Raw genomic sequence first — 22330 nt, forward strand, 5'->3', positions numbered from 1 at the left:
GGGTGGATGGGGTGCCCTCCGCTTTGCCGTGGGGACTGCACGCGTGCTTGGGGAAGGTTCGCCGCCGGCGCTGCGCTATCGCGCCTTCATCAGCTACAGCCACCGGGACAAAGCCTGGGCGGCATGGCTGCATCGCGCGCTCGAAACCTATGCGATCCCGCGACGCCTCGTCGGCGAGGAGACGCCCGCGGGCATCGTGCCACGCCGGCTTGCACCGATCTTCCGCGACACCGACGAACTGGCCACCGCGCGCGACCTCGGCCAGAAGGTCGACGAAGCCCTTGCCCAGTCGGCCTGCCTGCTGGTGGTCTGTTCGCCTGACGCGGCCCGCTCGCGTTGGGTCGACGAGGAGGTGCGCAGCTACCAGCGCATGGGCGGCAGCGAGCGAATTTTCTGCCTCGTCGTCGGCGGCGTGCCCAATGCGAGCCAGGCGTCCGATCGCGCGCTGGACGAATGCTTTCCACCATCGTTGCGCCGGCGTTGCGACGCGCAGGGCAACCTGGTCGACGACGTGATCGAACCGCTGGCCGCCGACGTGCGCCCGGGCGGCGACGGCAAGCTCGGTGCCCGGCACAAACTCGTCGCCGGGATGCTCGGCATCGAGTTGGACACGCTACGACGCCGCGACCTGCAGCGTCGTGCCCGGCGTGCCATGGCCCTGTCGGCCGTGGCCGTCGCGGTGATGGTCGTGACCACCGGCCTGGCGATCAACGCCACCATCGCCCGTCGCGCAGCGGTGCAGGCAAGCCACGTCGCGGAACGCCGGCAGAAGGATGCCGAAGACCTCGTCGCCTTCATGCTTGGCGACCTCAACGACCGGCTGGCACAGGTCTCCCGGCGGGACATCATGGAAAGCGTGGACGACCGCGCCATGGCGTATTTCGAAGCGCAGCCCACTGATGAAACCAGCGACCGCGCGCTGGCCCAGCGGGTGACGGCGCTGCAGCGGATCGGCAGCGTGCGGCTCGACCAGGGCCGGCTGGACGCGGCCATGGCCTCGTACCAGGCCGCGCGCGTGGTGGCTGCACGGCTTGCCGCTTCGTCACCCCGGGACCTGCGCCGGCAGATCGCGCTGGGCGAGGTGGAGTCGTTCATCGGCATGGTGTACTGGCGGCAGGGCAGCCTGGACCACGCGCAGGCGTCCTTCATGCAGGCGCAGTCGGTGCTCGGGCACGCAGGCAGCATCGCGCCGCAGGACCATGCGCTGGGTTTCCAGCTGGCGATGCTCGACAACAACATCGGCCATGTGATGGAAGCGCGCGGCGAGCTGGAAACGGCGGCCCTGCAATACCACGCGATGCTCGCGCTGATGCAGGTGCTGGTCGCGGCAGAACCTGCGAACGGAGACTGGGCCGAATCGCTCGGCTCGGCCTACAACAACCTTGGCAAGCTGGCCCTGCTGCGCGGCGAACTCGCCACCGCGGTGTCGAACTATGCGGCCGAAGAAAACATCCTCGCCAGGCTGGCGCAGGTCGATCCCAAGGATGCGAACCTGCGCGACAGCCTGTTGACCATCCACGCCATCCTCGGTCGCACGCAAGCGCTGGCCGGTGACGTGCAACAGGGTGTCGAGCGCCTGCAGCGCGCCGTCGACATGGCCGGTGAGCTGGCGCTGCTGGACCCGAGCAACACCGAAGCGCAGGAACACCTCGCGCTGTATGCCACCCAGCTGGCTCGCCTGCGCCGGTTGCAAGGTGATCTTCCCGCGGCGGCCGCGTTATCCGGCAGGGCGTTGCCGATCTTCGCCACGCTGCGCAAGCACGAACCCGATAACACGGCATGGCAGCGCGAAGACGCCGAGGCGCGCATCGAACACGCGGCCCAGGCTCGCGCACGCCGAGAAATGGCGACGGCACTGGCGTCGGCGAACGAGGCGCGGCGTGCGCTCGAACCCTTGCTCGCCGGACAGCCGGACGACCGCGCGACACTGCTCGCCACGCTGGCGGCGCGACTGGCCGTCGCCGCGGCGACGCCGGACCCACTGGCGGCGCAGTCCCTGCGCGAGGCCGTGGTCCACGACGTAGCCGGCGTGAAGAGCGGGCAGGGCGATCCGCGCCTGCTCGCCCTGCAGGTCGAGGCTCTGCTGGGCCTGGGCCGTCATCGTGAAGCCGACCCGCCGGTACGCCAGCTCTGGAACGCCGGCTACCGCGACCTGGCGCTGGTCCAGCGGCTGGCCTCCGCACGCATCGATTACCCCGTCAACACCGCCTTCCAGCGTGAGCTGGTCGCGGCCACGGCGGGAGGAAACCGCTAGCACGGAGCGCTTCCGATCCACCCACCGCTGCAGGAGACGATCATGGCGAACAACCCCAACGACGCACCGACCAACGAAGACGATAGCCGCCGGCTTCGTGAGGACGAAAACGGCCCGGACCTGGAGCGCGACATCGCCAGGCCCGGCGATCCGTCGTCCAACGTGACCACGTCGCCCCGGATCAAGAACAACTGAACGATCGCGCCGGCGCCACGGGGATCGGCAGGCTCCCCGCGGTGTCGTGCGGCTGATTTTTAACGCTTGCGGACATCGATGCATGATCCCCCTGGTCGTCGGCGTCACCAGTCACCGCGATATCGCGGCCAGCGACAGCGAGGTCGTGCGCGAACGCGTGCGCACGTTCTTCGCCACGCTGCGCGATACGTTTCCCAACCTGCCGCTGCTCGTGCTGTCCGCCCTGGCCGAAGGCGGCGACCAGCTGGTGGCCGAAGAAGCGCTGGCGATCGGTGCGCGGCTGGTGGCGCCGTTGCCGCTTCCCCCCGATCTCTACATCGACGACTTCGACGACGCCGGTGTGCGCGCGACGTTCGAGTCGCTGAGCAAACGCTCGGAAGTCGTCCTGCTGCCGCGCCTGATGGAGGCGCCACGCCACGTCGTCGGGCTACCCGGCGCGGGGCGTGACCGGCAGTACGCGAAGGCGGGTGTCTACATCGCCAGCCACTGCCACGTGTTGCTGGCGCTGTGGGACGGCAAGGAAGCCAACGGCGTGGGCGGTACGGCGCAGATCGTCCATTACCATCTCACCGGCGCCTTGCCCGGGCCGAGCCTGCGCCATGCGCACGCCCGGCATATCCTCGGCGGGGGCGACGAAAGTCTGCTGTATCACGTCGTTTGCCCGCGTGCGGGCGAGCCGGTCGCCGATGGCCTGCAGGCGGGCGAGGCCGGATGGCGCAGCGTCGAGGACATGGCGTTCCGGGCCGACTTGCCGGACGACTTCCGGCTGATGTTCGAGCGCATGGCGGAGTTCAACGTGGATGTGCAGCGGCACGCGGCGGAGATCGCCGATGCGCCGCGCAGCCTGCACGGCAGCCCCTGTGGCGCCACCGCGACCATCGAAGCGGTGTTCCATGCCGCCGACTGGCTGGCGGTGCACTTCCGCAAGCGGGTGGTGCTCGCCTTGCGCGGCACCTATACGGTGGCCGCATTGATGGGCATCGCGTTCACCTTCTACGCGCACCTGCCCGGGAATAACTCGCTGATCTATTTTTTCCTGCTGCTCTTTGCCACCGGCGGCTTCGTGGCCATGCTCGCGGGCCGGCGTGGCTGGCATCGCAAATACCTGGACTACCGGGCGCTGGCCGAAGGTTTGCGTATCCAGTCGTGCTGGCGGCGGGCGGGCATCGCCACCAGCGCCGACCACGAGTTCGCGCACGACAACTTCCTGCAGAAGCAGAACATCGAGCTGGGCTGGATCCGCAACGTGATGCGCGCGGCTAGCCTGTACCCTTCGACCCACCCGGAAGAGCCTGACGAAACCAGCCTGCGCGAAGTGATCGCCGAATGGGTTGGCGAATCAGGCCGTTCCGGGCAGTTGCACTACTACGAGAGCAAGACCGCGGAACGTACCGGCCTGCACCACCTCACCGAAACCATCGGGCGGATCAGCCTGTGGGGCGGTATCGCGATCAGCGCCTTCCTCGCGGTGTTTGCGCTGCGCCTTGAAGAGGGCACGAAGGTCACGCTGGTGACGGTCATGGCGGTGTTGTCGATCGTCGCCGCGGTGCGCGAGGCCTACGCGTATCGCAAGGCCGACCGTGAACTGATCCGTCAGTACTGCTTCATGCAGCACATCTTCACCCGCGCCCGCACGGCACTGGACCGGACCCACGACCCGGCGCAGCAGCGGGCGATCCTGCTGGCCCTCGGCGACGCCGCCCTCACCGAGCACGCCGAATGGACCCTCATGCAACGCGAACGCCAGGTCGAGCACAGCAAACTGTAGGAGCGCGCCTGCGCGCGAAAGGACTACACATCCACCCATCGCCCCCAATACCCACCAACCCACCCATCGCCCCCCCGATACCCCCAAACCCGCCAACTACACCCCTGCGTCCGCCCCACGGTCCACCGCCTAAGTGAAGCGTAAGCCTCCCCGTCTAAAGTAACCCCGACGCCCCCTGCCACCGTCAGCGCGGCGCCCATCCCCGGTTTCCAAGGACGTTCCCGCGAATGCTTCACGCGAAGGCGCCGCTAGCCGCCGCATGCTTCTCCAGCCTGCTGCTGTCCGCATGCGCGCATTACACCCGCTTGCCGCTGGACACCCATGCGCACTACGCACCCAGCGTAGCCGCGCTGCATGGTGCGCCCGCGCAGGCCGCGCCCCTCGACGAAGCCGACGTCGTCCGGCTCGTCCTGCAAAACAACCCCTCGCTGCAAACCTCGGCGCTGCGCACGCAAGAGGCACGCATGCAGGGCGACGCGGCGGCGCGGCCGCCCAACCCGTCGTTCGCCGGCAGCCTTGGTTACCTGATATCCGGCGCGGGTAACGCCACGGCGTGGACGGCCGCGCTCTCGCAACCGGTGAATGGCTGGATCACGCTACGCGCGCGTCGCGACGAAGCGCGGGCGAGCGTGGCCGAGGTCGACGCGACGCTGGCATGGGAAGCATGGCAAGCCGTGGCGAAGGCCCGGCAACTCTATGCGAGCATCCTGTTGAACGAGACGTTGCAAGCCGTGCAGATCGACACGGCGGCTATCCTGCAGCGGCAGGCGCAGGCGATGCAGGCGGCGCTCGCGCGTGGCGACGTGGACATGGCGTCGGTCGCACCGATCGCGCTGGCCACGAGCGAAGCAACGCTCGCACGCGACGAGACCGGCCGGACCTTGCTCGCGCAACAGCGCGAATTGCATGCATTGCTTGGCCTGTCATCCAGCGCGCCGCTCGAACTCGGTCCGCTGCCCACGCTTGCGCCGCTGGACGCCGCCGCGATGGCACAGGCGATCGACGACCTGCCGCGTCATCGGCCCGACCTGGTCGCCCTCGCCATGGGCTACGACGCGCAGGATGCCCGCTTTCGCGCGGCGGTGCTCAGTCAGTTCCCCGCGTTGACGCTCGGCTACGACGCATCCCAGGACAACAGCAAGGTGAGGAACGGTGGCCCGGCGGCCAGCATCGACCTGCCCGTGTTCGATACCGGCCGTGCCGGTGCCGCCGCGAGCGAGGCGACGCGGCAGCGCCTGCACGACGAATACGCGGCGCGCATCGCCGATGCGACCGACGAAGCGGCGGCGTTGCTGCGCGCGAACCACGCCGATGCGTCGCCGGAGGCGGCAGATACATCGCAGCCCAGCGCGCCGACCACGACTGCGTTTTCGCTAAACGATCCATCGACGCCGGCAGCGCGTGCGCTCGCCCGTGGCGACATCGATCGGGCGGCCTACACCGACCTGGCCATCGCATCGCTTGCGCGGCGTGCCGCCGTGGTTCGCACGGAACTCGCGCTGCGTGAGCAGCGCATCGGGCTCGAAGCCCTGCTGGGCATCGGCATGCCCGCGTTCGACATCGACACGAAGGTTCACTGATGGATAGCCGTCTTACCGCCATCGCCATGGCCGCCTGCCTGCTACTGGGCGCATGCCGCGACGACAGCACCGACGAGGTGGCCCACGAGGTCGCCTCCGCCGCCGTGCGCCTGGACACGGTGCGCCAGGGCAGCCTGCCGCGCACGGTGCTGGCGTGGGGCGACGCCGGCACGGGAGCCACGCTGCAGCACGCCGTTGCGCTGGGCGTCGACGGCGCGTTCGTGTCGTTCGCCGTCAGCCCGGGCGATGCCGTGCACCGGCAGCAGCTGCTGGGGACCTTCCAGCTCACGGCGAACGCGCTGGCGGCCCTGCGCCAGGCCCGCTCGGCGCTCGACGCTGCCGTGCAGTCGCGCGATCGGCTGCTTCGGCTGCGCCAGGACAACCTGGCGACCGACGAACAGGTGGCGCAAGCGGGGAAGGGCGTCGACGATGCCCGGGCGACGCTGGCGACGTTCCCCGCGGGCATGGGCAAGGATGGCCGCCTGGCGCTTCGCGCGCCGGAGGACGGCACGGTCGCCTCCATCGCCGTGGCCACCGGCCAGTCGGTGCCCGCGAACGCGCCGCTGTTGATGATCAGTCCCAGCCAGGGTGTCGAGGTGGTCGGCAGCATCGAGCCAGCGAGCGCCGGCCTCGCCGCGCCGGGCATGCCGGCGCGGCTGACCCCGGTCGCCGGCGGTGAGGTCACGGAAGGACGCGTCACCCACGTCGGGCGCGCCATCGATCCATCGACGCGCGGCGTCCCCGTGCAGGTTCAACCAGCGCAGCCGGTGATGCCAGGCAGCACGTGGCGCATCGAGATCGTCGTCGGCCACGCCGACGGATGGCTGGTGCCCGCCGACGCGCTGGTCGACGAAGGCGCCGGCCGGGCCTTGTTCCAGGTACGCCGCGGCAAGGCCCATCGGGTGCCCGTGCACGTCGTGTTCGAAGAGGCGGGACAGGCTATCGTCAGCGGTGACGTCGATCCGTCGGAAGCGCTGGTCACGGTCGGTGCGCCGCAGCTGGCCGAAGGCATGACCGTCGTGTCGACCAGCGAGGCACGTCGATGATGGTGTCGCTGCTCGGGCGCCACGCCCGCGCCTTGCTGGTGATCGCGTTGCTGCTGGCGGCGATGGGTGCGGTGGCCGCGATGGGTTTGCCGGTCGGCCTGTTCCCGCAGGTCTCGTTTCCACGCATCGTCGTCGACCTGTCGGCCGGCGACCGTCCCGCGGACACGACCTCGCTGCTGCTGACCCGGCCGGTGGAGGATGCCATCCGTTCGGTGCCCGGGGTCGAAAGCGTGCGCTCGGAGACCTCGCGTGGCGAGGCGCAGGTTTCGGTCGACTTCGGCTGGGGCCGGGACATGATCGCGTCGACCCTGCTGGTGGACGCGGCACTCGCGCGTGCGCTGCCCGATCTTCCCGCGGGCACGCGCTACGACGTGCGGCGGATGGACCCGACGGTGTTCCCGATCATTTCCTATGCGCTGCGCTCGGACACCCTGTCGCCCGTCGCGCTGCGCGACCTCGCGCAATACCGCATCGCTCCGCTGCTCGCTTCGATCCCCGGCCTGGCCCGCGTCGGTGTCCAGGGCGGCGACACGGCCGAGATCCAGGTCGAGGCCGATCCGCATGCACTCGCCGCGCACGGCCTGGCGATGCCGGATCTGGTCGCGGCGATCGGCGCGGCGAACACCATCCAGTCGGTGGGACGCCTGCAGGATCGACACAAGCTCTACCTCGTCGTCGCCAACGACCCGCTGAAGGATGCACGGGACGTTGCCGCGATCACCCTGCGCAACACCGCTGGCGGCCGTGTCACGCTGGGCGACGTGGCCAGCGTGAGCATGGGCGTGGCGCCGCAGTGGACACGCGTCGTGGAAGATGGCCGTCCAGCCGTGCTGTTGAACGTCTACGAGCAACCCGACGGTAACGCGGTGAAGATTGCCGCTGCCGTGCGCGCCACGCTCGCCCGCATGCCCCTGCCACCCGGCGTCGGCCTGAAAAAATGGTATGACCAGAGCGAACTGGTGACAGCGTCGGCGGCCAGCGTACGCGACGCGATCGCCGTCGGCATGCTGCTGGCGGCTGCGGTGCTGTTTGCGTTCCTGCGTAGCTTCCGGCTCGTCGTCATCGTGCTCGTGGTTGTGCCGGCAATCCTCTGCGCCACCGTGCTGTGCCTGCGCGTGGCCGGGCTTGGTTTCAATATCATGACGCTGGGCGGGATGGCCGCGGCGGTGGGCCTGGTCATCGACGACGTGATGGTGATGGTCGAGCACGTCGCGCGCCGGGTCGTGGCAAGCAAGCATCCCACGGACGCGCGGCCGATCATCCACGCCGCGGCGCGCGAGTTCCTGGTGCCTCTGTCCGGGTCCAGCCTGGCCACGCTGATCGTATTCGTGCCGCTCGCCTTCCTCGATGGCGTCACCGGTGCGTTCTCGCGCGCGCTGTCGGTCACGATGGGCGCGGCACTGATCGTGTCATGGCTGATGACGGCACTGGTGGTGCCGGTGCTGGCGGGACGCATCGCGCGGCCGGACAGCTGGCAACACGAACCGCGCCGCTGGGAACGCGCACTGGAGGCCGGCCACGGCAAGATGTTCGACCTGGCGTTGCGACGTCCGTGGCTGGCCGCGTTGGCCGTGCTCGTCGTGCTGGTGCTGGGTGGCATCGGCTACCAGCACGTGCCGACGGGTTTCATGCCCGAGACCGACGAGGGCGGCTTCGTCCTCGACTACTACACCGCGCCGGGTACCTCGCTGGTGGAAACCGAGCGCGAGGTGGCGCAGATCGAATCGCTATTGCGCATGGACCACGACGTGGAGACGTTCTCGCGGCGACTGGGTACCGGTCTCGGCGGCGACCTTGGCCAGTCCTACCACGGCGATTTCTTTGTCCGCCTGGTTGCAGGCCATGCGCGGCACACGGTGGACGCCATGAGCGACGTACGCGATCGCATCCTGCACAACGTGCCGGGCGTGCAGGTCGAAGTGGCCCAGCTCACCGAAGACCTGATCGGTGACCTCACCGCGGTGCCACAACCGATCGAAGTAAAGCTCTATGCCGACGACGTGGGCGCGCTCGTGCCGCTGGCGGAGAAGGTCTCGGCGTTGCTGGCCAAGGTGCCTGGGCTGGTCGACGTGAAGAGCGGGGCGCAGGTGGCTGGCGATGCGCTGGACGTGCACGTCAACCCGGATGCCGCGCTGGCCGAGGGACTCAGCGTGCAGGCGATCAGCCAGGCGATCGCCGACAGCCTGACCGGCGTGATCGCGACGGAACTTCCCGGTGCGACCAAGGCCGTCGGTGTCCGCGTTGCCGCGCAGGGTGCGCGGAACTGGGGGATCGAAGATCTCGACGCGCTGCCGATCCGGTCACCGGACGGACATCTGTTCCCGCTGTCGCGCGTGGCGACGCTGACGCCGGTGGCTGGCCAACCGCAGATCACCCGGGAAAACCTGCAGGACATGGTGCCGGTCACCGCGCGCATCGAACATGGCGGCATCGCGGCGGCCGTGGCCCGCGTGCGTGCGGCGCTGGCCAAACCAGGGGTCCTGCCGCCGGGAGTCCGCTACGAACTCGACGGCCTGTACAAACAGCAGCAGGTGGCGTTCGCCGGCCTGCGCAACGTCTTCGCCGCCGCGCTCGCCGCCGAATTCATCCTGCTGATGTTCCTCTATCGGCGGATCGGGGTCGCGTTGCTGGTGATGGCCACGTCGCTGATCTCCGCCTGCGGCGTGTTCTTTGCGCTGTGGATCGCAGGGGTGGACCTGAACATCACGGCGATGATGGGCCTGGTAATGGTGCTCGGCATCGGTACGGAGATGGCGATCTTCCTGGTCTCCGAATACATGGCCGTGGGCGTGCGCTGGGGCTGGCGCTCGGCCATGCGCCGCGCGGTACGCAATCGCCTGCGTCCGATCACGATGACCACGCTGGCGGCGATCCTGACGCTGCTGCCCCTGGCGCTTGCGCTGGGCCAGGGTGCCGACATGCAGCAGCCGCTGGCCGTGGCTATCGTGGCGGGATTGCTCGTGCAGTTCCCGATGGTGCTGGTGGTCTTGCCGGTGGCGCTGCGCCTGCTCGATGGCCCGCGGCGGCCGACGCCCGGCTAGCGGGCGTTGCGCTGCTTGAGCACGTGCGAGGCGACCCGGTGCGCCGAGGTGGCCGCATCGTCGTCACCGGTCCACACCGCGGCATTGGCGCCGCCATACGGTGCGTAACGTTTCGGATCGGTGCGCGCGAACAGGCCGATCGTGTGCGCACGGGTGGCCGCGGCGAGATGCATCACGCCGCAGTCGGCGCTGACGTAAAGCCCCGCGGCGTCGATGAAGGCGGCGAGCTTGCGCGGATCGCTGGTGAAGAAGGTCGGGTAGCGGTTGCCCACCCGCGACACGCCGTCGGCGGCAACCAGTTCGACGATGCGGAACTGGCCCGCGCTGCGTTCGAGCTCGGCAAGGAAGGTGGTCCACCAGGCTTCGTCGTAACGCTTCGCGCCGGTGGCGTTGGGGAAGATTGCCAGCACGGGGCCATGCGCGACGCTGCCGGCACCGAGCACGCGCTCGAGCTTCGCGCTGCCGCAGGCGCGTTCTGCGTCGGACAGGCGCAGGTCCATCGCCGGGACCGGTTCGGCGTCGTCGACGCCCAGCGCCCAACGCAGGGCGTGCACGGGACGAGCGGCGAAATGTGCCGGTGCGCCCTGGCGGGCGGCGTCGGCACTGAGATGGAAGCGGGAGCGCGCCATGGAAGCGACGAAGCGGCCCGACGACGAACCCGACGCCGCGTCGATCACCAGGTCGTAGCGCTTTTTACGCAGCGCACCGAGCAATTGCAGGGTCGCCAGCGGATGGCGCACCGCGCGCCGGTCGAGCACGTGCAGGTCACCGAGCGCGACGAAGCCGCCGTATACGCTGGAGGCTGCGGCACCCGCGCTGAGCACGTCGATTTCGGCACCGGGATAACGTCGCTCCAGTTCCACCATCAACGGCGTGGTCAGCACGGTGTTGCCCAGCCGATGGTTCGGCCGGCAGACGAGGATGCGCTGGATGCCCGCAACGGGAAGGGTGCCTTCACGCACTTCATTGGAGGATGGCGGGAGGAAGCGCCGTACCATCCAGCTCGCGAGCTGTCGCCGGAACGCTTGCAGCTTGCCGTGGCGGGGTGCCCGGGCCGGCGTGAGGGACACTGTGCGTGCGGGGGCGTGCGCGCTCGACATGATTCACCATGGTTCACCCGGACCGTCCGGGCGCTGGCGGTACGATGCATCGGCGACCTTAGTCGTTGCTGACGGCGGTGTGACGAAACGAAGTCCTGTTCATCGGGCCGTTCATCCAGGCATCCGGCTCAGCGCGGCATAAGGTAGCCCATGCCGCGGATCGTCTTGATGCTGTCCGGCCCCACCTTGCGGCGCACGCCATGCACCAGCACTTCCAGCGCGTTCGGGCTCACGTCCTTGTCGTGGCCGTAGACGAGTGTCTCGAGGATGTCACGATGCACGATGCGGCCGGCGCGTTGCATCAGCGCCTGCAGCAGGTCGAATTCGCGCGGGGTCATGTCGATGCGCGTGCCGAGCACCTGGACATCGAAGGTGTCGAGGTTGATCCGTACGCTTCCGGATTCGACCACGTGGTCGACATGGTCACGCGTGCGCCGGGCGACCGAGCGGATCCGCGCACCCAGTTCATCGAGGTGGAAGGGCTTGCCGAGGTAATCGTCGGCGCCCGCATCCAGGCCGCCGATCTTCGAGGCGATGTCGTCGCGAGCGGTCATGATGATGACCGGCAGCGTGACGCGTGCGGCACGCGCCTGGCGCAGTACGTCCATGCCGTCCATGTCGGGCAGGCCAAGGTCGACCAGCGCCACGCCGTCTTCCTGCTGTTTCAGGCGCGCAAGCGCCTGTGCCCCGGTGCGCTCCCAGGTCACCGCGTGGCCCATGTTTTCCAGCGCACGCATGATGGCCTGGCCCAGGGCGACATCGTCCTCGACGACAAGGATTTGCACGAGGAAAACCTCCGGGGATGGCGTGCGGCAGGCGGATTTTCCGCCGCACGCCTTAGCCCGCCCTTTCGCGGCCGGATGGCTCAGGAACGCTTGCGTGGTGCCTTCTGCGCGGGCGCCGCGTTAGCGCCGGCATCGATGATGCTGCGCGTCGCATGCAGCACTTCCCTGGACAGGGCGCCGTCATGCGTCGCGACCGCGCGTGCCACCGCGAGCGCACCGATCTGCGCGGCGAGGGTCGCAAGTGCAGCCTGCCGGCGATGGGCGGCAGGCAGTGCGGGATCGAGCGACGCCTCGATCAAGGCCACCTCCGTCGCAAACGCGCTGGCGAAGTTCTCGCTCATGGCGGGACCGTGGCGCGACGCTTCGCTGGCGGACGCGACCATCGGGCAACCTTCGCCTACGCGGTCGCGCGCGCGTTCCGAGAACAACGCGTCGAGGTAATCGCCGAACGATGGCTGGCGGCCCGCCGCCCAGGCCCCGATCGCCGCAAGGTTGCCAGCGAATCCTTCGGAGAACGCCGCCGCGGCCAGCGCGTCCTTCGAAGGGAAGTGGGCGTACAGGGCGCCGTGGGTCAGCCCGGCTTCCTTCGCCACCTCGGCGACGCCGACGCCGTCGACGCCCTTTTCACGAAACAGGCGGCTGGCCGCTTGCAGCAGCTTGCCGCGGTTTTCTTCGGCTTTTTCTTTCGAAACACGCACAGCTGAATTCCTTCCAAACGACGGCGGGATTATACGTTGCGATCGCCATCAAAATAATTATAGTTATGGTCGCAATCAAAAGCGAGTGCCGGTCCGGCCTCGCGCTTGCCTCGCTCGCACCTCAACCGATCAAGGAGATTACCGATGTCCAAGGTTTCCCACACGCTCGGCGCCGCCGCCCTCGCCATCGGGCTCGCGCTCGCCGGGCAGCGTGCCCACGCCGCCGATGCCGTTGCGAAAAGCAGCGCCCCGATCAGGAACGTGGTCCTCGTCCACGGCGCCTTCGCAGACGGGTCCGGCTGGCGTCCCGTGTATGACCTGCTGGTGAAGAAGGGCTACAAGGTCAGCATCGTGCAGGAGCCCGAGACCAGCCTGGAGGCGGATGTCGCCGCCACGCGTCGCGTCATCGACATGCAGGACGGGCCCGTGGTGCTGGTCGGGCATAGCTGGGGTGGCCAGGTCATCACCGATGCGGGTGCCGATCCCAAGGTGAAAGCTTTGGTGTACCTCGCCGCGCTGATGCCGGACGTGGGCGAGAGCACGGAAACCCTGGAGACCAAGCCGCAGTTCCCCGCGCCGAACAGCGACGTGAAGGCCACGGCCGATGGGTTCTACTACATGGACCCGGCGAAGTTCCACGAGAACTTCGCTGCCGATTCACCGGCCGAGCTCGCCGACTTCATGGCGGCGTCGCAGGTGCTGCTGTCGGTCAAGGCGTTCAAGACGCCGGCGAAGGCCGCGCCGTGGAAGACCAAGCCGACGTATGCCGTGGTCCCCACCGCGGACAAGACCATCAACCCCGACCTCGAGCGCTGGATGTACAAGCGCGCGAAGGCGAAGGTCACCGAAGTGCCGGGCTCGAGCCACACCGTGTTCCTCTCGCACCCGGACCTGGTGGTGTCGGTCATCGAACAGGCCGCGGGCCAGTGAGCCGCGGGGAGGACAGGGGCATGCGTTATCGCGTCCTGGGAGAACACACCGGCCTGCGCGTATCCGAGCTGGTGCTCGGCACGGGTAACTTCGGCACGCGCTGGGGCCATGGTGCGGAACCCGCCGAAGCACGGCGCATCTTCGATGCGTATGCCGACGCGGGCGGCAACTTCATCGATACGGCGGACACCTATCAATTCGGCGAATCCGAAGAGATCCTTGGCGAGCTCCTGCAAGGCCGTCGCGACGATTTCGTGCTTGCGACGAAATACACACAGGCAGGCGGGCAGGGTGCAGGCATCCTCGCGACCGGTAACAGCCGGCGTGCGATGGTGACCTCGGTCGAAGCGAGCCTGCGCCGGCTGCAGACCGACCGCATCGACCTGTATTGGGTGCATTTCCCCGACCAGGTGACGCCCGTCGAAGAAATCCTGCGTGGATTCGATGACCTGGCCCGTGCCGGCAAGATCCTCTACGCGGGGCTATCGGACTTTCCTGCGTGGCGCGTGGCGCGTGCGGTGACGCTGGCCGAAGTGCGCGGGTCGTTGCCGATCGCGGCATTGCAGGTCGAACACAGCCTCGTCGAACGCACCACCGAGCAGGAGCTTTTGCCCGCGGCCGCCGCGCTTGGGCTCGGTGTCGTCGCGTGGTCGCCGCTCGGCGGCGGCCTGCTCACCGGCAAGTACCGGCGTGGCGAAACCGGGCGCAAGGAAGGATTCGGCGGCCGCGTGTTCCAGGACGAAGACAGCAGCCAGCGCACGCGGATCGTCGATACCCTGCTGGCCATGGCCGACGAGACCGGCATCGCGCCCGGCGAATTGGCCATCGCCTGGGTGGCGGCGAAAGGCCCGCTGCCGATTATCGGGCCGCGTTCGGTGGCGCAACTGGATGGCAACCTGCGTGCGGCATCGGTGCGCTTGTCCGAAGCGCAGGTGGCCCGCCTCGACGAAGCCAGTGCATTGCCTCGCGTATTCCCGCACAGCCTCATCGAAGATCCGGCCAACCAGCAGGCCGCCACGGGTGGCCAGTGGGATGCGCTGGTGCGACCGAATACGCCGGTCGCGTGACCCCAGTCAGGCGAAGGGGATCATCGGGCGCGCGCGGGGGGCTGGAAAAGCCGCCCCGCCGCACCCATGACGCAACGATACCCGCCTGCTGAGGATCCCCATGACCGCTTACGTCGTATTTACCCGCCTTGCCACCAAGGACAAGGCCGAGATGGAAACTTACGCATCGATCGCCAAACAGGCGGGCGAAGGCCATCCGATCACCCGGCTGGCGTTCTACGGCCCGATCGAAACCCTGGAAGGGCCGGAGCTGGAAGGTTCGGTGATCCTCTCGTTCCCCACGGCCGACGAAGCACGCGCCTGGTACAACAGCCCGCTTTACCAGGAAGCCAGGACCCATCGCCTGAAGGGCGCCGACTACCACGTGTTCATCGCCGAAGGCATCTGATCGGCCCTGGCGTCCGGCACGGCGTTCGTGCCGGACGCGCTCCCGCGTGATCCGGTATGGTGGGGGCAGGACGCAGGGAGGCTCATGTGCGATGGCGCTGATACAGGGCGTTTTCTGGCTGGCGATGCTTGTGCCCGTGGCCATCGCCGAGCCGATCGGCGCGATCAGGCTACGTGCGGATGCGATCAACGACTCCCGGTCGCTGGAGCCCGCCGCGAAGGCGCGCGAGCTTTCCTCGCTGTATGCCAGGGATGTCCGGCCGTTGCAGCATGGCCTTGCCGACCGCGCGTCGCCCGAACTGCACGCGCTCTTTTACCTGGCGCAGCTCACCTTGTTCTATGCGAGGTTCGGCGGGGAAGTAAGCGCGGCAGACGCGTTCAGCGCGTCTCGCGACGACTATGCGGAACTCGAACGGCGACACGCAGTGACGCGCGATGAGACGGGGCAGGTCTACGACGGCCTGGTCAGCGAACGCGACTTCGTCGCAGCGAACGCATTCCGTGCGCGGCATCCGGAAGCGAAGCTCGATCCCTTGCCGCCGATATCCGTCTCGCCGTCGTTCCGTCGTGACCGCCCTGCGGTATTCAGCCTCGGCAGCGACGGCAGGACGCTCGACCTGCACAACGTCAGCCTGGACCACGAGGCCCAGGTCGTCGTGGTGGCACAGTGTCATTTTGCGCGCGATGCCGCGCGGGACATTGCGAACGATCCCGAGCTCGCCGAAGCCTTCGCGAAGGGGCACGCCGTCTGGGTGGAGGACACCACCGCCCCGCTCAGCGCTGGCGAGCTCGCCGAATGGAACGCGTCGTTCCCTCGCCAACCGCTGGCCATCGTCTACGACGGCGCCGCCTGGCAGGGCGTCGATTTCGCGTCCAGTCCCACCTTCCACTTCTTCAAGGCAGGGAAACTGGCCGCCCGGCAGGTTGGCTTTTCCCGAAATGAAGCCTTTCGCAGCGAGCTGAAAGCCTCGCTGCGCGCGTTGGGCGCGATGGACTGAGCCGTGCGCCAGTTAGGGGTACCCCGATTCTTCCGGTATAAACGGCTAAAGGGCACCGTCCCCCTGCCGTTACAGCAGTTTGCTTGCGTGTTTCCGGGAGGCACGGAGCCTGACGCCGCCGCAAGCCGTGACCTGGGGAGGGCACATACGATCCATGGTTAGCGTGCTGCCCATCCGTCGGATCGGCCGTGTGGCCGTCGCCCTCGGGCTGATGCTGTGTGTTGCATGCCCTGCCGTGGACGCGGCGGGGCTCGTGCCGGCCACCGCCGGCACCGCCGGGCCCTCGCAACGGCTGGTCCAGGTCAACGCGATCCGCACGAAGGACCACCCGCGCTTCGTCGAGCAACTGGCCGAACTGCATCGCGACGAGGCCTCGCTGGGCCCGGCCGACCGCTGGTACCTGCGTTTCCTCGACGGCTGGCAGGTGAACTGGGACGGAGGCTATCCCGAGGCCGAGGCGATCCTGCGCGACGTGATGGCGCATGCCGACAGCGACGTACTGCGTACGCGAGCCACCGCCTTGCTGATGAACAACCTGAGCGCGCAGGGCAAATACGCCGACGCCTATGCGATCTCGACCCGCGCCGTGGAGTCGCTGCCGCACGTCACCGACCCGGATGCGCGGTTTGGCCTCCTGGCCAACTTGTCGCTGATGCTGACCTTCGCCGGCCAGCCCGAGCTCGGCCTCAAGTACGCCGACATGATGCTGCGGGCCACGCCGCCGGGCGAGTCCGCCTGCCAGGCGATGGTGCAGCGGGTGACGGCGCTGGAGGGATCGCGCCGGCTGACCTCGAACAGCCCCGACCTGCTGCGGACCATCGACATCTGCATGGCGGATCGCCAGCTGGTGTTCACCAACACGATGGAGCTGGTGCTGGTCGACCGCCTGCTGGACGAGCACAAGCTGACGGAGGCACTCGCGGCAAACCAGCGCCTTGCGCCCGCCGTGAAGGCTACCGAGTATTTCCCGCATATCGTCGCGCTGAGCAGCCAGCGCGCACGCATCTACGAGCAGATGGGTGACCTGGTACAGGCGCGCAAGGCCGCGCTGGACGCCGTTGCCTTGAGCCACCCGGGCGACATGAACGAGTCGCTGCGCTTCGCCTACCGGATCCTGTACACGATCGACAAGGCGAAGGGGCATGCGGCCAGCGCGCTGGACTACTACGAACACTACGTCGTGCAGGACCTGGGCTACCTGCGCGACTCCGACGTACGCAACGCCGCCTACCAGGCGTCAAGCCAGCACTTCGTCGCGGAGAAGCTCGAAGCGGAAGGGCTGAGCAAGGAGAACCGCATCCTGCGCCTGCAGCAGGCGCTCGACAGCAAGGCCGTCGAGACCAGCCGGCTGTATATCCTGATGATGGCCCTGGTCCTGCTCTCGATCGTGTTCTGGCTGGTCCGGATCAAGCGTTCGCAGCTGCGCTTCAAGCGACTGTCGTCCTATGACGGGCTCACCGCGACGTTCCATCACCAGCACTTCCTCAGCGAAGCCGACCGCGCGCTACGCTTTCTGGAAAAACGCAGCGGCGAAGCATGCCTGGTCTTCCTCGACCTCGATCACTTCAAGCAGGTCAACGATATGCACGGGCACGCCGTGGGCGATGCCGTGCTGAAGCATGCGGTGGCGATCTTCAGGGAACAGCTGCGCAAGGCCGATTTGCTCGGCCGGCTCGGCGGCGAAGAGTTCGGCATGCTGTTGATGGACACCTCGCGGCGGCAGGGCGGCATCGTCGCCGAGCGCATACGCACGGCACTGGAAGCCTCGCCGCTGGGCGTGGAAGGCGCGTTCGTGAACATCACCGCCAGCATCGGCGTGGCATCGGTCGACGGGGTGGGCTACGACGTGCAGCGGCTATGCCGCGCGGCCGACGCGGCGCTTTACGAGGCCAAGCATCGCGGCAGGAACCGCGTCGTCGTCGACGACGGCGATGGACTGGCACTGGTGGTGTTGTAGGAGCGCGCCTGCGCGCGATGGGGGATTGCTGGAAATTCCAATGGGTTGCGATTGCGATTGCGGTTTTGATCGCTTTCCATTGGAAGTTTCGGCACCTTCCATCGCGCGCAGGCGCGCTCCTACATCGGCCTGCCGGGTTACTTCGGGTCGCTGGCGGCGCGGATCGTGGCTTCGTTGATGGCGCGCACCTTCGCTTCGTCGACCTTTTCGACCTTGCGGTCGTAGGTGTAGAGGCCGTTGTGTTCGCCTTCGACGTCGGTGATCTGGGTGTAGACGCTGCCCGAGACGCCGATGCCTGCCGCCTTGTCGCGAAGCACGGCCGTGTTGGCGACGTAACCTGCGTTGAGCGCGTCGTTGTCCTTCACGTCGCCGTACGGGTTGATCGCCGTGTTCGGCCACACGTGGCCGGGAACGCCGAGGGTCAGGCCACCATGCTCGCCATCCATGGACGCACGCTGCGCATCCGGGGCGGGCAGGCCCGGTCCCTGGTAATCATGGATGTCGATCATGTCGCCCGCATGCGGGTCGCCCTTGGTATCGCAGCAGTTCGCGCCGCTGCGTGCGTTGACCAGGCGGGACGGATCCAGCTTCTTGATCTGGCTGGCCAGTTCGCCGGCGGCAGGGATGCTCCACTGGCCCCAGCCTTCGTTGAACGGGATCCAGCCGATGATCGAGGTCTCGCCCTTGAGCTGGTTGACGATGGCGGTGACGTCCTTGCGGAAGCCGGCCTTGGCAGCGTCGTTGAGCTTCTCGTTACGGCCGTTGGGCAGCGAGGGCATGTCCTGCCACACCATCACGCCGATGCGGTCGGCCCAGTAGAACCAGCGTGCGGGTTCGACCTTGATGTGCTTGCGGATGGTGTTGAAGCCGAAGTCGCGGGTCTTCTGGATATCGAACTTGAGCGCGGCGTCGGTCGGTGCAGTGTAGATGCCGTCCGGCCAGAAGCCCTGGTCCAGCGTGCCGAGCAGGAAGGTGGTCTTGCCGTTGAGCACCACGCGGTTCAGCCCGTTGACCTTCTTGATGCCGATGGTGCGCAGGCCCGCGTAGCTGGTCACTTCATCGTGCTGCTTGCCCTGTGACAGGGTGGCCTTGAAGGTGTACAGGAACGGGTCGTCCGGGCTCCACGTGCGCGGATCCCTGATCGCGATGCGCAATGGCTTGCCGGCCGGGCCGTTGGCCTCGCCGACCGGCTTGCCGTCCGCATAGGCGGTGACGTGCAGGGTGGCGTTCGCCGCGCTGCCGCGCAGCGACGAGGTGACGGTAAACGCGTCCAGCGTCGTCGCCGGGGTGAAGTCCAGCTGCGCAAGGCTGGTCGCCGGCACCGGCTCCAGCCACACCGACTGCCAGATGCCCGAGGCGGCGGTGTAGAAAATGCCGTCCGGCTTCAGGCGCTGCTTGCCGACCATGACGTCGACGCTGTCGACCGGTGCGTGCACGGCGACGACGATCTCCTGCGGACCGCTCGGCTTCAGCGCCTGGGTGATGTCGGCACTGAACGACGTATAGCCGCCCGTATGCTTCGCCACCTGCTTGCCGTTGACGTAGACCACCGCATCCTGCGCCACGGCGCCGAAGTTGAGCAGCACATGCTTGCCCTGCGCGGTGAAGTCGGCGGGGACGTCCACCTCGCGGCGGTAGAACATGTCGTCCGCGTGCTTCTGCACGCCCGACAGCACGGACTCGATCGGGAAGGGGACCAGCACCTTTTCCTTCAGCGTCTGGCCGAACGGCGGCGCGGCGTGGCCGTCGGCCGCCTGGAACTGCCACAGGCCGTTGAGGTTCATCCACTGCGGATGGTCAAGCGACGGGCGGGCAAGCTTCGGGCGCGGGTATTCGGGGAGCGCGTTGGTCGGGCTGACTTCGGCGGTCCACGGCGTGGCCAGCGGGGCGGGTTTGCCGCTCCAGGTGGCGTTGGAGTCGGTGGCGGCGATGGCCAAGGGGGTGGCGCCGAGGGCGAGGGCCAGGGCTAGCCAGGTGCGGGTGCGGGGGAGGGGGGACGGTCGGGGGCGGGTGATGGGGGTGGTGATGGGCATGCGATGTCCTTTGGGGCGTGTCGCGGGGTGTGGTCGCGCGCGGGCGCGCTCCTACAGGGGGGTGGAGTGGGATGTGGGAGCGCGGCGCCGGGGAGGGCGCCGCGTTCGGTCAGGGGGTGGCGGCGGTCATCGACGGCGGGGCGTCGCTGGCGCTGGTGGCCCAGGTCTTGCTCGGCTGCGGGCCCATGGTCAGTTCCAGCGTGGCGCCGTTGGCGATGTCGGCGTGGCTGAACCATGCCTTGTTCCACGGCTTGCCGTTGAGCTTCGCCGACTGGATGTACTTGTTCGCCTCGGAATTGTTGCGCGCGACGATCTCGAACACCTTGCCGTTACCCATCGTCAGCCGGACACGGTCGAACAGCGGGCTGCCGATGATGTATTCCGGGCGCGACGGATCCACGGGGTAGAAACCCATGGCGCTGAGCACGTACCACGACGAGGTCGAGCCCTGGTCGTCCATGCCGGGGAAACCGTAGCCAGTGGCATCGCTGCCGTACATGTCGGCGAGGATGCGCCGGACCAGCGTCTGCGTCTTCCACGGCTGGCCGCTCCACGCATACAGGTAGGCCGCCTGCTGGTCGGGCTGGTTGCCCTGCACGTACTGGCCGACCAGGCCGGTGCAGTCGCGGCACACACCCTTGGCGGTGTACGGCGTGGAGAAGAACGCATCGAGCTTGGCGTTGAAGGCGTCGCGGCCACCGAGCAGGTTCATCAGGCCCTGCACGTCGTGCGGTACCAGCCACAGCGTGGACCAGCCCGAACCTTCCTTCATCATGAAGTTGTAGTAGGGCTCGCCCGGGTCGAACGGCGAGATCCACTTGCCGTCTTCGGTGTGGCCGCGGAAGAAACCGACCGAGGGATCGAACACGTTGCGGTAGTTCGCGGCGCGCTTTTCGAACATCGCCGCGTCGTCGGTCTTGCCCAGGCGGCGGGCGAAGTCGGCGAGGGCATGGTCATCCCAGGCGTATTCCAGCGTGGTCGCCACGCCGGCCTTGCCGCCTGCGTACGGCGGGCTCGGGTTGCCGTCCGGCACGATGTCGGAGATCCAGCCACGCTTGTCGTACTCGGCAAGGTAACCACGCGGGCCCTTCGGGTCGGTGGCGTTCTTGCGCAGGTACTCGTAGGCCGCGGCGTAGTCGAAGTCGATCCCACGCTGCCACGCGCCGTCGTACATGAACACGGCATGGTCACCGTGGAACGACGTGTTCATGTAGCCGCGTTCGCGCGCGCGGTCCAGTTCGGAACGCATGATGTCCTTCACGACATCCGGTTCCATCAGCATCAGCAGGGCGATCTGGTTGCGGCCGGTGTCCCAGAACGGCACGGGGCCGTAGTGGTCGTAGTCCGCGACCTGGTCGTGCCCGTCACCATCGGTGTAGTGCTCACCCTTGCGGGCGATCATCCGCGGGCTGGCGAACGAGTGGTACAGCGTGGAGTAGAACAGCATGCGCTGCTTCTGCGTGCCACCGGTGACGTCGACGCGGGCGAACAGCTTCGCCCATGCCTCGCGTGCCTTCGCATGCACGCGGTCGAAGTCGGCGTCGCTGTCCTGCGCGCGCAGGCGTTGGTCGGCTTCCTCGGCGCTGTGGCCGTGGGCGATGCGCACGGTGACCTGGTCGCCGGCCTTTGTGTCGAAGGTGAGGTAGGCACCGGCGTAGTCACCGGAGATCTTCCGGCGGCCCGCCTGCACGTCTTCCCGGCCGAGGCCTTCGCCCTTCTCGGTGACCTCGGAATGGAACGTGCCGAAGCTGGCGAACGGACGCGAGAACTCCGCGACGAAGAACGGGCCGTCGGCATCGCGATCGCGGCGCCCGGCGGTGGCCACGCCACGCACGGTGCGATCGCCGACCACTTCCATGTCACCACCGGCGCGACGCAGGTTGATCACGACGTTGGAGCGGTGGCTGGCCGGGAAGGTGAAGCGCATCAGGCTGGTCCACTGCGTGGCGGTCAGCTCGGCCTTCGTGTGGAACGTGGCGAGGTCCACGGCGTAGTAGCCGGGCGAGGCCTTCTCGGTGGCCTTGTCGTAGTACGACACCGCGTAATCCGGCGGCACCGTCCAGTCGCCGACCACTGGCATCACCAGCGGTGCGCCACGCGCGCCGTAAGTGGAACCACCGCCACTGAAACCGAGCATGGTCGGGCGGCGATAGTCGTAGGCGACCGGCACGCCGGTGGCGAAACTGAGGTCGGCGTTGATGTTGACCGGCGCGGCTTCGGTGGCGCTCTGCGGCAGGCTGGCGCCGGGCGTGGTCATGCCCGTGTACAGGGGTTCGCCGGGCGGCGGCGAATTGCCGATCAGTTCCTGGCGATCGAGGGGTGCGGTGCCGACCAGCGGATTGGCCAGGTCGACGCTCGAGGTGGCGGTAGCGGCAGGCTTGCCGTCTTTCGCATGGATCGCACCGAGCGTGCCGATCGCGGCCATGGACAGCGCAACGACGAGAGCACGGCGGGGTACGCGTGCCTTGGATGAATTCATGAGGGATTCCTG

At 68.0% G+C, this 22330-nt stretch carries 16 protein-coding genes; 11 read left to right on the forward strand and 5 right to left on the reverse strand.

Translation table 11 applies throughout. The features are described 5' to 3' along the window. Window positions 1-43 precede the first annotated feature (43 nt). The 6 genes from KPL74_03390 to KPL74_03415 all read left to right on the forward strand — a co-directional run bounded on the left by KPL74_03390 (window position 44) and on the right by KPL74_03415 (window position 9884). Window positions 44-2254 (forward strand): TIR domain-containing protein, encoded by a 2211-nt coding sequence (locus tag KPL74_03390; GenBank protein QWT21063.1) that lies wholly within the window; start codon window positions 44-46, stop codon window positions 2252-2254. Between the two features lie 42 nt (window positions 2255-2296). Then, window positions 2297-2449 (forward strand): hypothetical protein, encoded by a 153-nt coding sequence (locus tag KPL74_03395; GenBank protein QWT21064.1) that lies wholly within the window; start codon window positions 2297-2299, stop codon window positions 2447-2449. Window positions 2450-2531: 82 nt separating this feature from the next. Then, complete coding sequence (locus tag KPL74_03400; GenBank protein QWT21065.1) at window positions 2532-4217, forward strand: hypothetical protein; 1686 nt, start codon at window positions 2532-2534, stop codon at window positions 4215-4217. Between the two features lie 227 nt (window positions 4218-4444). Further along, window positions 4445-5797, forward strand: a complete 1353-nt coding sequence (locus KPL74_03405; protein QWT21066.1) for a TolC family protein — start codon at window positions 4445-4447, stop codon at window positions 5795-5797. Beyond that, window positions 5797-6843 carry an efflux RND transporter periplasmic adaptor subunit gene (locus KPL74_03410; GenBank protein ID QWT21067.1) on the forward strand — a complete coding sequence of 349 codons (1047 nt, stop codon included), beginning with the start codon at window positions 5797-5799 and terminating at the stop codon, window positions 6841-6843. The genes KPL74_03405 and KPL74_03410 overlap by 1 nt, the downstream gene beginning before the upstream one ends. Next, window positions 6840-9884 (forward strand): efflux RND transporter permease subunit, encoded by a 3045-nt coding sequence (locus tag KPL74_03415; GenBank protein ID QWT21068.1) that lies wholly within the window; start codon window positions 6840-6842, stop codon window positions 9882-9884. Before KPL74_03410 ends, KPL74_03415 begins: the two co-directional genes overlap by 4 nt. On the opposite strand, the gene KPL74_03420 is transcribed toward KPL74_03415, so the two are convergent. The 3 genes from KPL74_03420 to KPL74_03430 form a co-directional block, all read right to left on the reverse strand. Next, window positions 9881-10846 carry a hypothetical protein gene (locus KPL74_03420; protein QWT21069.1) on the reverse strand — a complete coding sequence of 322 codons (966 nt, stop codon included), beginning with the start codon at window positions 10844-10846 and terminating at the stop codon, window positions 9881-9883. The two genes, KPL74_03415 and KPL74_03420, sit on opposite strands and share 4 nt — an antisense overlap. Before the next feature lie 266 nt (window positions 10847-11112). Then, window positions 11113-11769: a response regulator gene (locus KPL74_03425; GenBank protein ID QWT21070.1), complete on the reverse strand. Its 657-nt coding sequence runs from the start codon at window positions 11767-11769 to the stop codon at window positions 11113-11115. A gap of 80 nt (window positions 11770-11849) precedes the next feature. Beyond that, window positions 11850-12467, reverse strand: coding sequence for a TetR/AcrR family transcriptional regulator (locus KPL74_03430; GenBank protein ID QWT21071.1), 618 nt, complete (start codon window positions 12465-12467; stop codon window positions 11850-11852). 144 nt (window positions 12468-12611) lie between these two features. Between KPL74_03430 and KPL74_03435 the strand changes: the two genes are divergently transcribed. The 5 genes from KPL74_03435 (at window position 12612) to KPL74_03455 (ending at window position 17806) form a co-directional block, all read left to right on the forward strand. Then, window positions 12612-13397, forward strand: coding sequence for an alpha/beta hydrolase (locus KPL74_03435; GenBank protein QWT21072.1), 786 nt, complete (start codon window positions 12612-12614; stop codon window positions 13395-13397). A gap of 20 nt (window positions 13398-13417) precedes the next feature. Then, window positions 13418-14464 carry an aldo/keto reductase gene (locus tag KPL74_03440; protein ID QWT21073.1) on the forward strand — a complete coding sequence of 349 codons (1047 nt, stop codon included), beginning with the start codon at window positions 13418-13420 and terminating at the stop codon, window positions 14462-14464. Between the two features lie 100 nt (window positions 14465-14564). Continuing rightward, window positions 14565-14852: a DUF1330 domain-containing protein gene (locus KPL74_03445; GenBank protein QWT21074.1), complete on the forward strand. Its 288-nt coding sequence runs from the start codon at window positions 14565-14567 to the stop codon at window positions 14850-14852. A gap of 136 nt (window positions 14853-14988) precedes the next feature. Continuing rightward, window positions 14989-15849: a hypothetical protein gene (locus KPL74_03450; protein ID QWT21075.1), complete on the forward strand. Its 861-nt coding sequence runs from the start codon at window positions 14989-14991 to the stop codon at window positions 15847-15849. A 154-nt stretch (window positions 15850-16003) separates the two neighbouring features. Beyond that, entirely contained in the window at window positions 16004-17806 is a 1803-nt protein-coding gene (locus tag KPL74_03455) for a GGDEF domain-containing protein (protein ID QWT21076.1), read from the forward strand. A 137-nt stretch (window positions 17807-17943) separates the two neighbouring features. Here the strand turns inward: KPL74_03455 and KPL74_03460 are convergent, their stop codons facing one another. Together KPL74_03460 and KPL74_03465 are read right to left on the reverse strand one after the other, a co-directional pair. Next, window positions 17944-19839 carry a hypothetical protein gene (locus tag KPL74_03460; protein ID QWT21077.1) on the reverse strand — a complete coding sequence of 632 codons (1896 nt, stop codon included), beginning with the start codon at window positions 19837-19839 and terminating at the stop codon, window positions 17944-17946. Between the two features lie 109 nt (window positions 19840-19948). Further along, the gene (locus KPL74_03465; GenBank protein ID QWT21078.1) at window positions 19949-22318 is read right to left on the reverse strand and encodes a GH92 family glycosyl hydrolase; all 2370 of its coding nucleotides are present in this window, start codon (window positions 22316-22318) and stop codon (window positions 19949-19951) included. Window positions 22319-22330: the final 12 nt, after the last annotated feature.

Origin of the sequence: Bacillus sp. NP157 (assembly GCA_018889975.1) — a bacterium.
Classification (GTDB): Bacteria; Pseudomonadota; Gammaproteobacteria; order Xanthomonadales; family Rhodanobacteraceae; genus Luteibacter.